This window comes from Agrobacterium sp. SORGH_AS 787 (genome assembly GCF_030819035.1).
Classification (GTDB): domain Bacteria; phylum Pseudomonadota; class Alphaproteobacteria; order Rhizobiales; family Rhizobiaceae; genus Agrobacterium; species Agrobacterium larrymoorei_B.
Genome location: NZ_JAUTBG010000002.1, coordinates 701,793 through 718,260, shown reverse-complemented (window position 1 = coordinate 718,260; position 16,468 = coordinate 701,793). Strand labels below are relative to the sequence as shown.

Genomic DNA, 16,468 nt, shown 5'->3' with positions numbered 1-16,468 from the left:
TCCGTCATGGCATCGAACAGTTCACCCTCCCAGAACGGCAAGGCCTATACTTACGTCGACCACTCTTATGACGTTATCGTCGTGGGTGCCGGCGGCGCTGGTCTGCGCGCCACGCTCGGCATGGCCGAGCAGGGCTTCAAGACCGCCTGCATCACCAAGGTTTTCCCAACCCGCTCGCACACCGTTGCGGCGCAGGGTGGCATTGCCGCCTCGCTCGTCAACATGACGCCCGACTGTTGGCAGTGGCACCTTTACGACACCGTCAAGGGTTCCGACTGGCTCGGCGACGTGGACGCCATGCAGTATCTCGCCATGGAAGCGCCAAAGGCGGTCTATGAGCTCGAGCATTACGGCGTGCCCTTCTCGCGTAACGCCGAAGGCAAGATCTACCAGCGCCCGTTCGGCGGCCACATGCAGAACTATGGCGAAGGCCCGCCGGTACAGCGCACCTGCGCTGCCGCCGACCGTACCGGCCACGCCATTCTGCACACGCTTTATGGCCAGTCGCTGCGCAACAATGCCGAATTCTTCATCGAGTATTTCGCGCTCGACCTGATCATGTCGGATGACGGCCGTTGCACCGGCGTCGTTGCCTGGAACCTCGACGACGGCACCATTCACCGTTTCGCCGCCAAGATGGTCGTTCTGGCGACCGGCGGTTACGGCCGCGCCTATTTCTCCGCCACCTCCGCGCATACCTGCACGGGCGATGGCGGCGGCATGATCGCACGTGCCGGCCTTCCGCTTCAGGACATGGAATTCGTTCAGTTCCACCCGACCGGCATTTACGGCGCGGGCTGCCTGATCACTGAAGGCGCACGCGGCGAGGGCGGCTATCTCGTCAACTCCGAGGGCGAGCGCTTCATGGAGCGCTATGCGCCATCGGCCAAGGATCTTGCATCGCGTGACGTCGTGTCCCGCTGCATGACCATGGAAATCCGCGAAGGCCGAGGTGTGGGCAAGAACAAGGACCACATCTTCCTCCACTTGGATCACCTCGATCCGGCGGTTCTGCATGAACGTCTTCCGGGAATTTCCGAAAGCGCCAAGATCTTCGCAGGCGTGGACGTGACGCGCGAGCCGATCCCGGTTCTGCCGACGGTTCACTACAATATGGGCGGTATTCCGACCAATTATTGGGGCGAAGTGCTGAACGCCGATAGCGAAAACCCCGGTCGCATCGCACCTGGCCTGATGGCTGTGGGCGAAGCGGGCTGCGCCTCGGTTCACGGTGCAAACCGCCTCGGCTCCAACTCGCTGATCGACCTTGTGGTCTTCGGTCGCGCCGCTGCTATCCGCGCGGCCCAGGTCATCAACCGCGACGAGCCGGTTCCGGCGCTCAACACGGTCGCCTGCGACAAGATCATGGATCGCTTCGACCGCCTGCGCAACGCCAATGGCAGCACGCCGACGGCGGTGCTTCGCGACAAGATGCAGCGTGCCATGCAGGAAGACGCCGCCGTGTTCCGCACGCAGGAATCGCTTGCCAATGGCTGCCAGCGTCTCTCCGCCATCTGGAAGGAACTTCCGGATGTGAAGGTGACCGACCGTTCGATGGTGTGGAATTCCGATCTGGTGGAAACGCTGGAGTTGGAAAACCTGATGGCCAACGCCATCACCACGGTCTACGGCGCGGAAGCCCGCAAGGAAAGCCGCGGCTCGCATGCGCGTGAGGACTATACCGATGGTCCGTTCGCCGGCCGCGACGACGTCAACTGGCGCAAGCACACGCTGGCCTGGGTCAGCGAAGCGGGCGACGTCAAGCTCGACTACCGTCCGGTTCACACCGAACTCATCGCCGATGGCATCGATCCCAAAAAGATCGAGCCAAAAGCACGCGTCTATTGATTTGAGAGGTATTGGACATGGTTGAACTTGCTCTCCCCAAAAACTCTCAGATGACCGAAGGCAAGGTCTGGCCGAAGCCGGCAGGTGCGAAGAATGTTCGCGAATACCGGATCTATCGCTGGAACCCTGACGACGGCCAGAACCCGCGCATCGATACCTATTACATCGATATCGATGATTGCGGCCCGATGGTTCTCGATGCGCTTTTGTACATCAAGAACAAGATCGATCCGACGCTGACGCTTCGCCGTTCCTGTCGCGAAGGCATTTGCGGTTCCTGCGCGATGAATATCGACGGCACGAATACGCTGGCCTGCACCAAGGGCATGGAAGAGATCAACGGCACGGTGAAGGTCTATCCTCTGCCGCATATGCCGGTGGTCAAGGACCTAGTGCCGGATCTGTCGAACTTCTACGCACAGCACCGCTCCATCGAGCCCTGGCTGAAGACGGTGTCTCCGCCACCTGCCAAGGAATGGAAGCAGAGCCACGAAGACCGCTTGAAGCTGGATGGTCTTTACGAGTGCATCCTGTGCGCCTGCTGCTCCACCTCCTGTCCCAGCTACTGGTGGAATGGCGACCGATATCTTGGTCCAGCCGTTCTGCTGCAGGCCTATCGTTGGCTGATCGACAGCCGCGACGAAGCAACCGGCGAGCGTCTCGACAACCTCGAGGACCCTTTCCGTCTGTATCGCTGCCACACCATCATGAACTGCGCGCAAGCCTGCCCCAAGGGTCTGAACCCTGCTAAGGCGATTGCCGAGATCAAGAAGATGATGGTCGAGCGCCGCGTCTGATGAACGCTTGATCGCTCACAACGTTGACAAGCCGCGGCCACAGGTCGCGGCTTCTTTGTTGCGAAGCGGCGAAGAATTTTCCTAAAATGCCGTTGAAATGGCAATTATCGTTGCCGCGTCTTGCCTTAGCTAAGGCTTTGGTAATAATTCAGCCGCTTTGTGTAAACATGAATTTTCCGAAGCGACGAGAATCGGGAGCTTGAGATGCAAGTTAGATATGTGGTGACGGGCCTTGCGGTCGTTATCGGCCTCGCCGGTTGCCAGCGTACCTCTTACGATTATAGCAGCAATTCGAATGCGGGTCCGGGCTACACGCCGCCGCTTCAGGCGCAGCCTGTTCCATCCGTCCAGTCCGGCGCGCTTCCTCCTCCCGGTGGCTCTTCGCAATTCCCGACCGCTCCGACGGCAACGCCGCCCGGCAGCGCCAATGTCGCAGCGGGTGCGCCGACGACGGCTCTGGATGTGACTAAGGAATCGATGGTCGGCAACTGGCGTGTGTCCAATGGCGGCGCCAATTGCGACATGTTCCTGACGCTCACCAATCTCGGCAGCGGCTCTCGTGGCGGCACGCGCGGTTGCACCGGCGACCTGACGTCCATGGGCTCCTGGGAAGTCTCGGGCAAGATGGTCCAGTTCAAGAACCGTGCTGGCGATACGATCGGTCGCGTCTACAAGACCTCCGATGCCCGTTACGACGGTACGACCAATAACGGCCAGCCTCTGAGTCTCAGCCGATAACAGATCGACGGGGAGCGCGCGTCCGCTGTAAGCGACGTGCGCTTCGCGCGCGGGGTCTTTCTCCATGCAGCGAGTGCCGGACTATAACCATAGTGTCGTTGAGCAACTCAACGCATTGACGGCGTCCGGCGAGTTGAAGGCCGATGCCGCTCAGCTTGGCGTTGCCGCCCATCTCGACAGAATCCTCTCCGACCTGAAACTGCGCAAGCCCGCCAAGAAGAAGAGCGCGCTTGGCTGGATGTTCGCCCGCAAGGCTGCCTCTTCGCCGGCCGTCAAAGGGCTCTATGTCCATGGCAGCGTCGGGCGCGGCAAGACGATGCTGATGGACATGTTCTTCCAGATGGCGCCGGTGGAGAAAAAGCGCCGCTGCCATTTCCATGAATTCATGGCCGATGTGCATAATCGTGTGCACGCCCACCGGCAGAAGCTGAAGAACGGCGAGACCAAGCAGGCCGATCCCATTCCGCCGGTCGCCGCGCAATTGCTTGCCGAAGCCGAGTTGCTCTGCTTCGACGAATTCACCGTGACGGACATTGCCGACGCAATGATCCTGGCGCGGCTCTTCACCGAGCTCTTCGCCAATGGCTGTACGCTCGTCACGACCTCCAATGTCGTGCCGGACAATCTCTATAAGGACGGTCTCAATCGGGGCCTCTTCCTGCCCTTCATCGATCTCCTGAAAGAGAATGTCGAAGTCGTTTCGCTCGATAGCCCGATCGACTACCGCATGGAAAAGGTGAAGAGCCTGCCCGTCTACGTGACGCCGCTCGATGGCGCCGCCGACCAGGCGATGGACATGGCCTGGCATCATCTGACCGCCGGACAGAGCGTCGGGCCGGTGGAAATCGAGATGAAAGGGCGCTCCATTCTCGTGCCGCGCGCAGCAGGAAGGGTGGCGCGCTTCACCTTCCGCGATCTTTGCGAAAAGCCGCTCGGCGCGTCCGATTTTCTGGCCATTGCCGACCGTTTCGATACCGTCTTCATAGACCATATCCCGATGCTGAGCGCGGACCGCCGTAATGAGACTAAGCGTTTCATTATCCTGATCGATGCGCTTTACGATCACACCGTTCGGCTCTTTGCGTCCGCCGCGGCCATGCCGGAGGAGCTTCTGGGAACCAGAAAGGGCACCGAAGGTTTCGAGTTCGATCGCACGGCCTCGCGTCTGTTTGAGATGCGCAGCGCCGACTATCTCACGCTGCACAATGAAAAGCGTCATGGAGCGTGACGCTTTAATGACATAATATATTACGTTTACGTAAGAATTTTTGCATCTAAACGATTGAAAAACCTTGCTCTGAAAGAATCGGTTGCCATTTTTGGCCAATGCGTCTAAGCCGAGTGCGACAATTTCAGCCGCAGTCTGTCTGCGGAAAATTGAGTTGAAGCTTAAGAGGAAGCATTCGATGTCTCGCAAAAAGATTGCACTTATTGGTTCTGGCATGATCGGCGGCACGCTGGCGCATCTCGCCAGCCTGAAGGAATTGGGCGATATAGTCCTCTTCGATATTGCTGACGGTATTCCGCAGGGCAAAGGTCTGGATATTGCCCAGTCCGGCCCGGTCGAAGGCTTCAACGCAAAGCTCACCGGCGCGTCCGACTACGCTGCCATCGAAGGTGCAGACGTTTGCATCGTCACTGCAGGCGTTGCCCGTAAGCCCGGCATGAGCCGCGACGATCTTCTCGGCATCAACCTCAAGGTCATGGAACAGGTTGGCGCGGGCATCAAGAAGTATGCCCCCAATGCGTTCGTGATCTGCATCACCAACCCGCTCGACGCCATGGTCTGGGCTCTGCAGAAGTTCTCCGGCCTGCCGAAGAACAAGGTCGTCGGCATGGCCGGCGTTCTCGACAGCGCCCGCTTCCGTCTCTTCCTCTCCGAAGAGTTCAACGTGTCGGTTGAAGACGTCACCGCTTTCGTTCTCGGCGGCCACGGCGACACGATGGTGCCGCTCGCACGCTACTCCACCGTTGCCGGCATTCCGCTGACCGACCTCGTCAAGCTCGGCTGGGTATCCGCAGAGCGTCTTGAGCAGATCATTCAGCGCACCCGCGACGGCGGCGCGGAAATCGTCGGTCTCCTGAAGACCGGTTCCGCCTATTACGCACCTGCCGCTTCCGCCATCGAGATGGCTGAATCCTACCTCAAGGACAAGAAGCGCGTTCTGCCTGCTGCCGCCTATCTCTCCGGCCAGTACGGCGTCAACGACATGTATGTCGGCGTTCCGACGGTTATCGGCGCAGGCGGTATCGAGCGCATCATCGAGATCGAGCTCAACAAGGAAGAAGAGGCGGCCTTCCAGAAGTCCGTCGGTGCCGTTGCCGGTCTTTGCGAAGCCTGCGTCAACATCGCTCCGTCGCTGAAGTAATCGCCTTTCTGGCTGCAAACAGGGAATAACCCATGAATATTCATGAATATCAGGCCAAGGCTCTTCTGAAGGGCTATGGTGCGCCGGTTGCCGAAGGGGTTGCCATCCTCAAGGTTGAAGAAGCCGAAGCTGCTGCCAAGCAGCTTCCCGGCCCGCTCTACGTGGTCAAGAGCCAGATCCATGCTGGTGGCCGCGGCAAGGGCAAGTTCAAGGAACTCGGCCCCGATGCCAAGGGCGGCGTTCGCCTGGCAAAGTCCATCGAGGAAGTCGTGGCGCACGCCAAGGACATGCTCGGCAACACGCTGGTGACGGCTCAGACCGGTGAAGCCGGCAAGCAGGTCAACCGCCTCTACATCGAAGACGGTGCCGACATTGCTCGCGAACTCTACTGCTCGCTGCTCGTCGACCGTTCCGTCGGCAAGGTTGCTTTCGTCGTTTCGACCGAAGGCGGCATGGACATCGAAGCGGTTGCACACGACACGCCTGAGAAGATCCACACGATCGCGATCGACCCGGAGGCCGGTGTGACGGCTGACGACGTTGCCAAGATCTCCAGCGCGCTTGCTCTCGACGGCGTTGCTGCCGAAGACGCCAAGTCGCTCTTCCCGGTTCTCTACAAGGCCTTCGTTGAAAAGGACATGGCGCTCCTCGAGATCAACCCGCTGATCGTCATGGAAAATGGCCATCTGCGCGTTCTCGACGCCAAGGTTTCCTTCGACGGCAACGCGCTGTTCCGCCATGACGACGTCAAGGCTCTGCGCGACGAGACCGAAGAAGACGCCAAGGAAATCGAAGCCTCCAAGTGGGACCTCGCTTACGTTGCGCTCGACGGCAACATCGGCTGCATGGTCAACGGCGCCGGTCTTGCCATGGCAACGATGGACATCATCAAGCTTTACGGCAAAGAGCCTGCAAACTTCTGCGACGTCGGCGGTGGCGCTGGCAAGGAGAAGGTTGCTGCGGCCTTCAAGATCATCACCGCAGACCCGAAGGTCGAGGGCATCCTCGTCAACATCTTCGGCGGCATCATGAAGTGCGACGTTATTGCTGAAGGCGTTATCGCCGCAGTGAAGGAAGTCGGTCTCAAGGTTCCACTCGTCGTGCGCCTGGAAGGCACGAATGTCGAACTTGGCAAGAAGATCCTGAACGAATCCGGCCTCGCCATCACGGCTGCCGACGATCTGGACGATGCTGCCAAGAAGATCGTCGCCGCGGTCAACGGCTAATTTTTAAGGATCCTGATTAATGTCCATTCTCGTCAATAAAGACACAAAGATCCTCGTGCAGGGCCTGACCGGCAAGACCGGTACGTTCCACACCGAACAGGCTCTTGCCTATTACGGCACGCAGATGGTCGGCGGTATCCACCCCTCCAAGGGCGGCACCAACTGGACCGGCTCCAAGGGCGAAACCCTGCCGATCTTCGCAACCGTTGCCGAAGCCAAGGAAAAGACCGGTGCAGACGCATCCGTGATCTACGTTCCGCCGGCAGGTGCCGCTGACGCGATCATCGAAGCGATCGACGCCGAGATCCCGTTCATCACCTGCATCACCGAAGGTATTCCGGTGGCTGACATGGTTCGCGTCAAGGCTCGCCTCGACCGTTCCAGCTCGCGCCTGCTTGGCCCGAACTGCCCAGGTATCCTGACGCCGGAAGAATGCAAGATCGGCATCATGCCGGGCTCGATCTTCCGCAAGGGTTCGGTCGGTATCGTCTCGCGCTCCGGCACGCTGACCTATGAAGCCGTGTTCCAGACATCCAATGAAGGCCTCGGCCAGACGACGGCTGTCGGTATCGGCGGCGACCCGGTCAAGGGCACCGAATTCATCGACGTGCTGGAAATGTTCCTCGCAGACGAAGCCACGACCTCGATCATCATGATCGGCGAAATCGGCGGCTCGGCTGAAGAAGATGCAGCCCAGTTCCTGATCGACGAAGCCAAGAAGGGCCGCAAGAAGCCGATGGCTGGCTTCATTGCCGGTCGTACCGCGCCGAAGGGCCGTACCATGGGCCACGCCGGTGCTGTCGTTTCCGGCGGCAAGGGCGACGCAGAATCGAAGATCGCTGCCATGGAAGCAGCGGGCATCAAGGTTTCGCCCTCTCCGGCACGCCTTGGCAAGACGCTGGTCGAAGTCCTCAAGGGCTGAGACCGACACAATCTGGCAGCGGGCAGGGGCCGGAAACGGCGGCCTGCCCGAAGCTGCATGAAGATAGAGACGTGACGTCGTTTCCGTGAAGGCATAGAGCGGTTCCACCGTTCAGCACCGGGAAACAAAGACTTGAGAATAGGTCGGCATTTTCTTTCGAAGAGTCCGGCGATGCTCAAGCGGCAAGAATGCAAGCGACCGGTCGCGAATGACCATCAACGGGATTGAGGAGGCGGACCATCACGTCCGCGAAAAAACAATGGCAAGGCAAGAAGCCAACGAGCAGTTTCAGATCACGTCGTTTCTCGACGGCGCGAATGCGGCCTATATCGAGCAGCTCTATGCCCGGTACGAAGAGGACCCCTCCTCGGTATCGCCAGAGTGGCAGAGTTTCTTCAAGGGTCTGTCCGACAATCCTGACGATGTGAAGAAGGCGGCCAAGGGCGCCTCCTGGAAGCGCGCCAACTGGCCGATCCCGGCTGGCGGCGATCTGATTTCCGCACTCGACGGCAACTGGGCGACGGTCGAAAAGGCCATCGAGAAGAAGGTTCAGGCCAAGGCCGAAGCCAAGGGCGCTGAGACCGGCAAGCCCGTCAGCGAAGCCGAAGTGCTGCAGGCGACCCGTGACAGCGTTCGCGCCATCATGATGATCCGCGCCTACCGCATGCGCGGCCACCTGCATGCCAAGCTCGATCCGCTCGGCATTGCAAGTGCAGTCGAGGATTATAACGAGCTGTCGCCGAAGTCCTACGGCTTCGAAGAGAGCGACTACGACCGCAAGATTTTCATCGATAACGTGCTCGGCCTCGAATACGCGACCGTGCGCGAAATGATCGATATTCTGGAGCGCACCTACTGCTCCACCATCGGCGTCGAGTTCATGCACATGTCCAACCCGGACGAAAAGGGCTGGATCCAGGAGCGCATCGAAGGTGCCGACAAGGGTGTCGCCTTCACCGCCGAAGGCAAGAAGGCGATCCTGTCGAAGCTCGTCGAAGCCGAAGGCTACGAGCAGTTCCTCGACGTGCGCTTCAAGGGCACCAAGCGTTTCGGCCTCGACGGCGGCGAATCGCTGATCCCGGCGTTGGAACAGATCATCAAGCGTGGCGGCCAGGACGGCCTCGAAGAAGTCGTTCTCGGCATGGCCCACCGTGGCCGTCTGAACGTTCTGACCAACGTCATGGGCAAGCCGCACCGCGCCGTGTTCCACGAGTTCAAGGGCGGCTCCTTCAAGCCGGACGATGTCGAAGGTTCGGGCGACGTGAAGTACCACCTCGGTGCCTCTTCCGACCGCGAATTCGACGGCAACAAGGTTCACCTGTCGCTGACGGCCAACCCGTCGCATCTGGAAATCGTCAACCCTGTGGTCATGGGCAAGGCTCGCGCCAAGCAGGACCAGCTCGCCAAGGTCTGGGATGGCGACACCATTCCGCTGTCCGAGCGCGCCAAGGTTCTGCCGCTGCTGCTGCACGGCGATGCTGCCTTTGCAGGCCAGGGCGTGGTTGCCGAGATTCTCGGCCTGTCCGGTCTTCGCGGCCACCGCGTTGCCGGCACCATGCACTTCATCATCAACAACCAGATCGGCTTTACGACGAACCCTGCGTTTTCGCGCTCGTCGCCCTATCCTTCCGACGTTGCCAAGATGATCGAAGCGCCGATCTTCCACGTCAATGGCGACGATCCGGAAGCGGTGGTCTATGCGGCCAAGATCGCGACCGAATACCGCATGAAGTTCCACAAGCCTGTCGTCATCGACATGTTCTGCTACCGCCGCTTCGGCCATAACGAAGGCGACGAGCCAGCGTTCACGCAGCCGAAGATGTACAAGGTCATCCGCGGCCACAAGACCGTCGCCCGCATCTATGCCGACCGCCTCATCGCCGAAGGGCTGATGAACGAAGGCGAATTCGAAAAGATGAAGGCCGACTGGCGCGGCCATCTGGAGCAGGAATTCGAAGCCGGTCAGAGCTACAAGCCGAACAAGGCCGACTGGCTGGACGGTCAGTGGTCGGGTCTGCGCGCTGCCGACAATGCCGATGAGCAGCGTCGTGGCAAGACGGGCGTGCCCATGAAGCAGCTGAAGGAAATCGGCAAGAAGCTGTCGACCATTCCGGAAGGCTTCAACGCTCACCGCACGATCCAGCGTTTCATGGAAAACCGGTCGCAGATGATTGAGACCGGCGAAGGGATCGACTGGGCGATGGCTGAAGCGCTTGCCTTCGGTTCGCTTGCCGTCGATGGCCACAAGATCCGTCTGTCCGGTCAGGATTGCGAACGCGGCACCTTCTCGCAGCGTCATTCGGTTCTCTACGATCAGGAAACCGAAGAGCGTTACATTCCCCTGGCAAACCTCTCTCCAACCCAGGCCCGTTACGAAGTCATCAACTCGATGCTGTCGGAAGAAGCCGTTCTCGGTTTCGAATATGGCTACTCGCTGGCTCGTCCGAATGCGCTGACCCTCTGGGAAGCCCAGTTCGGCGACTTCGCCAACGGCGCGCAGGTGGTGTTCGACCAGTTCATCTCGTCTGGAGAACGCAAGTGGCTTCGCATGTCCGGTCTCGTCTGCCTTCTGCCGCATGGCTATGAAGGTCAGGGTCCGGAGCACTCCTCTGCGCGTCTAGAGCGTTTCCTCCAGCTTTGCGCCGAAGACAACATGCAGGTTGCCAACTGCACCACACCTGCCAACTACTTCCACATTCTGCGCCGTCAGGTGAAGCGCGACTTCCGCAAGCCGCTGATCATGATGACGCCGAAGTCCCTGCTGCGCCACAAGCGCGCAACCTCTTCGCTGACGGAAATGGCAGGCGAGTCCTCCTTCCACCGTCTGCTGTGGGACGATGCGGAAGTTATCAAGGACGGTCCGATCAAGCTGCAGAAGGATTCCAAGATCCGTCGCGTCGTGCTCTGCACCGGCAAGGTCTATTACGACCTTCTGGAAGAGCGCGAGAAGCGCGGTGTGGATGATGTCTATCTGCTGCGTATCGAACAGCTCTATCCGTTCCCGGCCAAGGCGCTCATCAACGAGCTGTCGCGCTTCCGCAATGCGGAGATGGTCTGGTGCCAGGAAGAGCCGAAGAATATGGGCGCGTGGTCCTTCATCGACCCGTATCTCGAATGGGTTCTGGCGCATATCGACGCCAAGTACCAGAAGGTCCGTTACACGGGCCGTCCGGCTGCCGCCTCTCCGGCGACCGGCCTGATGTCCAAGCATCTGGCGCAGCTTGCTGCGTTCCTCGAAGACGCGTTGGGAGAGTAATCACTCTCCCGCTTCGACCCTCGCAACAAAGACACCTGAATAACGGAACGATAACATGGCCACTGAAATCCGCGTACCAACACTGGGTGAGTCCGTCAGCGAAGCGACTGTCGGCACCTGGTTCAAGAAAGTCGGCGACACCGTCAAGGCTGACGAGCCGCTGGTCGAACTCGAAACCGACAAGGTGACTGTTGAAGTCCCAGCCCCTGCTTCCGGCGTTCTGACCGAAATCGTTGCCCAGAACGGCGAAACCGTCGGCCTCGACGCGCTGCTCGGCCAGATCGCCGAGGGTGCCGCTGGTGCTGCCACATCTGCGCCTGCACCGGCTTCCGCTCCTGCTGCTCCCGCTCCTGCCGCGGCACCGGCTGCTGCTGCACCTGCCGCTACCGGTTCTGTTCCGCCAGCGCCTGCCGCCGGCAAGCTTCTGTCCGAAAACAATCTGTCCGCCGACCAGGTCGATGGTTCGGGCAAGCGCGGCCAGGTTCTGAAGGGTGATGTTCTGGCTGCTGTCGCCAAGGGCGTTTCCGCTCCTGCCGCTGCTCCGGCTCCGGTTGCTGCACCGCGTCCGGTTTCTGCCGAGCAGGACGCCGTTCGCGAAGAGCGCGTGAAGATGACGCGTCTGCGCCAGACGATCGCACGCCGCCTCAAGGACGCGCAGAACACCGCCGCCATGCTGACCACCTATAACGAGGTGGACATGAAGGCGGTCATGGATCTGCGCAACCGTTACAAGGACGTGTTCGAGAAGAAGCATGGCGTGAAGCTCGGCTTCATGGGCTTCTTCACCAAGGCCGTCACCCACGCGCTGAAAGAACTGCCTGCGGTCAACGCTGAGATTGACGGCAACGACATCATCTACAAGAACTATTGTCACGTCGGCATGGCCGTCGGCACGGACAAGGGTCTTGTCGTTCCGGTCATCCGCGATGCAGATCAGCTCTCCATCGCTGGCGTCGAAAAGGAACTTGGACGTCTTGCCAAGGCAGCCCGCGACGGCTCGCTCGGCATGGCCGACATGCAGGGCGGTACCTTCACCATCACCAATGGTGGTGTCTATGGCTCGCTGATGTCCTCGCCGATCCTCAACGCACCGCAGTCCGGTATCCTCGGCATGCACAAGATCCAGGAGCGTCCGGTCGCCATCGGCGGTCAGGTCGTCATCCGTCCGATGATGTATCTCGCACTCTCCTACGATCACCGCATCGTTGACGGCAAGGAAGCCGTGACCTTCCTCGTCCGCGTCAAGGAAAGCCTGGAAGATCCGGAACGTCTGGTTCTCGATCTCTAATCGACTTGCTTTTCGTTTCAGCGGGGTTTCAAGTGAAATCCCGCTGAATTCCCCTCAGGAGCGCCCTTCTTGGAACCGACATTTCTCGCCGCGTCGCCCTTTCTGCCGCTCATCGGCTTGAGCGTTCTGATTCTCGTGGTGCATGTGATGTTGCAGGCGCTGATCGCCACCAAGGAACTTGGGCGCGAGTGGAATGCCGGTCCGCGCGATGACGATCGCCAGGCCACCGGCAAGCTTGCCGGACGCGCCAAGCGCGCTTCGGCCAATTTCCGCGAGACCTATCCGGCCTTCATCGCTCTTGCCTTCGGCGTGATCATGGCGGGCGATCCGTCCGGTATCGCGTTGATCGGTGCCTGGATCTGGCTGGTGTGCCGCGTCATCTACATCCCGCTTTATTTGATGGGCATCCCCTATATCCGGTCGCTCGTCTGGGTGGGATCGATGATCGGCTTGCTGCTGATGTTCTTCGTGTTGATGTTCTAAGGGCCGGTCAATCATGCACCAGTATGTAATCGAACTTGCATCGCTCATGGCAATCTTTGCCTTTGCCATCGTATCTCCGGGTGCCGACCTTGCCATGGTCATGCGTCAGGCCATGGTGCATGGACGCCGCGAAGCCATCATCACCAGCTTCGGCATCGGCACGTCGCTGATGTTCCACGTCACCTACACGATCCTCGGTCTTGGCCTGATCATCTCGCAGTCGATCTACCTGTTCAATATCGTCAAGTGGCTTGGCGTCGCTTACCTCATCTATATCGGCATCAAGGCTCTGCGCGCCGGCAAGATGGAGCTGCCTGAGGTTTCTGAGAATGCGGCGGCGCATAAGCGTCAGTCCGGCCTCAAGTCCTTCACGCTCGGCTTTGCCGCCAATGCGCTGAACCCGAAACCTGTCTTCTTCTTCCTGTCGATCTTCTCGACGGTGGTTCATGCCCATACGCCGGTCATGATCAAGTTCGGCTATGGCATCGTCATGGCAAGCTGCCTGATTGCATGGTTCGTCGGCGTCAGCCTGTTCATGACGACGCCGCGCATGCGCGCAGCCTTTGCGCGCGCCAGCCAGTGGATCGACCGCACCTCCGGCGTGGTCTTCATTGCGCTCGGCATCAAACTCGCAACCGAAAAAGCGGCCTGACATGCAGTCTCGCCGCAGCGGAGTGATCGCTGATGACTGAGGGTCCGGTTCTTCTCGTGACAGGTGGCAGCCGTGGTATCGGGGCTGCGACCGCGCGTCTTGCTGCCAAGCGCGGCTGGCGCGTGCTCGTCAACTACGCCACCAATGAGTCTGCGGCACGGAGCGTGGCCGATGATATTGCCCGCAATGGCGGCATTGCCCATATCGTGCAGGGTGACACCGGAACGGAAGAGGGCATCGCTTCGATCTTCGCGGCGCTGGACAATCACTTCGGTCGCATCGACGGGCTGGTGAACAATGCTGGTGTTGTCGATCAGACGGCCCGCGTCGAGGAGTTTTCGCGCGAGCGGCTCGACCGGATGTTTGCCATCAACGTCATCGGCAAGATCCGTTGCGCAGCCGAGGCGGTCAAACGCATGTCCACCAGGCATGGCGGGCGCGGCGGGTCGATCGTCAACATTTCGTCCATGGCTGCGGTGCTGGGAAGTGCCGGCCAATATGTGGATTACGCCGCCTCCAAGGGCGCCGTCGATACGTTCACCATCGGCTTGTCGCGTGAAGTTGCGGGCGAGGGCATTCGCGTCAATGCGGTTCGTCCCGGCATCATCGATACCGACATCCATGCATCGGGCGGGCTGCCGAACCGCGCCACGGATCTGGCGCCCATCGTGCCGATGCAAAGACCCGGTACTGCAGACGAGATCGCAGATGCGGTTCTCTACCTCCTTTCGCCCGAGGCGTCCTATGTGACGGGCGCTCTATTGAATGTGAGCGGCGGCAGATAGCTGCCCAACAATGAAGGAAATCAAATGGCTTATGATGTAGTTGTTATCGGTACCGGCCCCGGCGGTTATGTGTGCGCGGTCAAGGCCGCACAGCTCGGTCTCAAGGTCGCCGTCGTCGAAAAGCGCGCCACTTACGGCGGCACATGCCTCAATGTCGGCTGCATTCCTTCCAAGGCTCTGTTGCATGCATCGGAAATGTTTGCCCATGTTGCCCATGGCATGGACAGCCTCGGCATCGAAGTGGCGGCACCGACGCTCAACCTCGACAAGATGATGGGGCACAAGGACGGCGTGGTGAAGGCCAATGTCGATGGCGTGGCCTTCCTGTTCAAGAAGAACAAGATCGATGCCTTCCAGGGCACCGGCAAGGTCGTGTCCGCCGGCAAGGTCTCCGTCACCGCTGAGGACGGCTCGGTGCAGGAACTGGAAACCAAGAACATCGTGATTGCCACCGGTTCGGATGTCGCAGGCATTCCAGGCGTTCAGGTCGATCTCGACGAGCAGGTCATCGTCTCCTCCACCGGTGCAATCGCGCTTCCAAAGGTTCCGGAGAAGCTCATCGTCGTTGGCGGCGGTGTCATCGGTCTTGAACTCGGTTCCGTCTGGCAGCGCCTCGGCGCCAAGGTGACTGTCGTCGAATATCTCGACAACATTCTCGGCAGCATGGATGGTGAATTGTCCAAGCAGGCACAGCGTCTGTTTGCCAAGCAGGGCATCGACTTCAAGCTCGGCGCCAAGGTGACGGCCGTCGAAAAGACTGGCACTGGCGCGAAGGTCACGTTCGAGCCGGTCAAGGGCGGTGCAGCCGAAACGCTGGAAGCCGATGTGGTTCTGATCTCCACCGGTCGCAAGCCTTACACCGACGGTCTTGGCCTTGCCGAAGCCGGTGTTGCGCTCGACAGCCGCGGTCGCGTTGAAATCGACGGTCACTACAAGACCAATGTTGCCGGCATTTACGCCATTGGCGACGTGGTGAAGGGCCCGATGCTGGCGCATAAGGCAGAAGATGAAGGCGTGGCACTCGCCGAAATCCTCGCCGGCCAGCACGGCCACGTTAATTACGACGTCATCCCGGGCGTGGTCTACACCCAGCCGGAAGTTGCCTCCGTCGGCAAGACCGAAGAAGAACTCAAGGCCGCGGGCATTGCCTACAAGGTCGGCAAGTTCCCCTTCACCGCCAATGGCCGCGCACGCGCCATGCAGGTCACCGATGGCTTCGTCAAGATCCTGGCCGACAAGGAAACCGACCGCGTTCTCGGCGGCCACATTCTCGGCTTCGGCGCTGGCGAAATGATCCAGGAAATCTCCGTACTGATGGAATTCAGCGGCTCGTCGGAAGATCTGGGTCGCACCTGCCACGCGCACCCGACCATGTCGGAAGCGGTGAAGGAAGCGGCGCTCGCGACCTTCTTCAAGCCGATCCATATGTAATCGGATCCGTTCTGCCCTCCCCTCAGGGGTGGGGCTGAACATTATATTTCGGCAAGGTTGAAAGCCGCATCTTGTTCTTCAGGATGCGGCTTTTATTGTGGCGTTTCAAACCGTTCAATAGCAAAGGCAAATCCATGGGTTCAACGTCCGTCATCGGCTACAGCATTCCGCAGAGGGCGCTTCACTGGATCATGGCGCTCCTGATCCTCTTCAACCTTCTCTTTCCCGACGGCATGGAACACTGGAACCGGTTGATGCGCCACGGTGAGGCGATCACGCCGGATGATATCGCGTCGGCCAATATCCATGCCTATGTCGGCATTGCCGTTCTGGTGCTCTGTCTTGTGCGCCTCTGTCTTCGGCTGGTGCAGGGCGTGCCGGAGGCGCCTGCCAATGAGCCGCCTCTGGCAAAGCTTGTTGCCAAGATCACGCATTGGGCCTTCTATGCGATTTTCATCGTCATGCCGATGAGCGGTATCGGCAAATATTACTTCGGCAACGATATTGCGGGTGAGCTGCATGGCGGGCCGATCAAGGTTCTGCTCTGGGCCTTGATCGGCCTGCACCTTCTCGGCGTTCTGGTTCACCAGTTCTTCTGGCGCACCAACCTTTTGCGCCGGATGGCCTGATACCAAAGATCACTGAGGGTGATCCCTTCGCTCAAATCGAAAAG

General features: G+C 59.9%; 14 protein-coding genes. All 14 read left to right on the top strand.

What is annotated here, in order from left to right; translation table 11 throughout:
• Positions 1-6: 6 nt before the first annotated feature.
• The 14 genes from sdhA to QE435_RS12775 all read left to right on the top strand — a co-directional run bounded on the left by sdhA (position 7) and on the right by QE435_RS12775 (position 16,424).
• On the top strand, positions 7-1,848 hold the full coding sequence (sdhA, locus tag QE435_RS12840; RefSeq protein WP_306934526.1) for a succinate dehydrogenase flavoprotein subunit: 1,842 nt from the start codon (positions 7-9) through the stop codon (positions 1,846-1,848).
• A gap of 17 nt (positions 1,849-1,865) precedes the next feature.
• Complete coding sequence (locus QE435_RS12835) at positions 1,866-2,645, top strand: succinate dehydrogenase iron-sulfur subunit (protein WP_306934525.1); 780 nt, start codon at positions 1,866-1,868, stop codon at positions 2,643-2,645.
• Positions 2,646-2,849: 204 nt separating this feature from the next.
• Positions 2,850-3,383, top strand: coding sequence for an AprI/Inh family metalloprotease inhibitor (locus QE435_RS12830; RefSeq protein WP_309771893.1), 534 nt, complete (start codon positions 2,850-2,852; stop codon positions 3,381-3,383).
• Positions 3,384-3,447: 64 nt separating this feature from the next.
• Entirely contained in the window at positions 3,448-4,611 is a 1,164-nt protein-coding gene (zapE, locus tag QE435_RS12825; protein ID WP_349041608.1) for a cell division protein ZapE, read from the top strand.
• Between the two features lie 178 nt (positions 4,612-4,789).
• Positions 4,790-5,752 (top strand): malate dehydrogenase, encoded by a 963-nt coding sequence (mdh, locus tag QE435_RS12820; protein ID WP_306934522.1) that lies wholly within the window; start codon positions 4,790-4,792, stop codon positions 5,750-5,752.
• Between the two features lie 32 nt (positions 5,753-5,784).
• Positions 5,785-6,978: an ADP-forming succinate--CoA ligase subunit beta gene (sucC, locus tag QE435_RS12815; protein ID WP_306934521.1), complete on the top strand. Its 1,194-nt coding sequence runs from the start codon at positions 5,785-5,787 to the stop codon at positions 6,976-6,978.
• Positions 6,979-6,997: 19 nt separating this feature from the next.
• Positions 6,998-7,900, top strand: a complete 903-nt coding sequence (gene sucD / locus QE435_RS12810; protein ID WP_062424886.1) for a succinate--CoA ligase subunit alpha — start codon at positions 6,998-7,000, stop codon at positions 7,898-7,900.
• Positions 7,901-8,159: 259 nt separating this feature from the next.
• Entirely contained in the window at positions 8,160-11,156 is a 2,997-nt protein-coding gene (locus tag QE435_RS12805) for a 2-oxoglutarate dehydrogenase E1 component (RefSeq protein WP_309771890.1), read from the top strand.
• 55 nt (positions 11,157-11,211) lie between these two features.
• Positions 11,212-12,444 carry a 2-oxoglutarate dehydrogenase complex dihydrolipoyllysine-residue succinyltransferase gene (gene odhB / locus QE435_RS12800; RefSeq protein WP_349041607.1) on the top strand — a complete coding sequence of 411 codons (1,233 nt, stop codon included), beginning with the start codon at positions 11,212-11,214 and terminating at the stop codon, positions 12,442-12,444.
• A 69-nt stretch (positions 12,445-12,513) separates the two neighbouring features.
• Positions 12,514-12,927, top strand: coding sequence for an MAPEG family protein (locus tag QE435_RS12795; RefSeq protein ID WP_349041606.1), 414 nt, complete (start codon positions 12,514-12,516; stop codon positions 12,925-12,927).
• A gap of 13 nt (positions 12,928-12,940) precedes the next feature.
• Positions 12,941-13,579 carry a LysE family translocator gene (locus tag QE435_RS12790; RefSeq protein ID WP_306934517.1) on the top strand — a complete coding sequence of 213 codons (639 nt, stop codon included), beginning with the start codon at positions 12,941-12,943 and terminating at the stop codon, positions 13,577-13,579.
• Positions 13,580-13,611: 32 nt separating this feature from the next.
• Positions 13,612-14,364, top strand: coding sequence for an SDR family oxidoreductase (locus tag QE435_RS12785; protein WP_309771887.1), 753 nt, complete (start codon positions 13,612-13,614; stop codon positions 14,362-14,364).
• Positions 14,365-14,388: 24 nt separating this feature from the next.
• Positions 14,389-15,795, top strand: coding sequence for a dihydrolipoyl dehydrogenase (gene lpdA, locus QE435_RS12780; RefSeq protein WP_309771886.1), 1,407 nt, complete (start codon positions 14,389-14,391; stop codon positions 15,793-15,795).
• Between the two features lie 134 nt (positions 15,796-15,929).
• Positions 15,930-16,424 (top strand): cytochrome b/b6 domain-containing protein, encoded by a 495-nt coding sequence (locus QE435_RS12775; protein ID WP_309771885.1) that lies wholly within the window; start codon positions 15,930-15,932, stop codon positions 16,422-16,424.
• Positions 16,425-16,468: the final 44 nt, after the last annotated feature.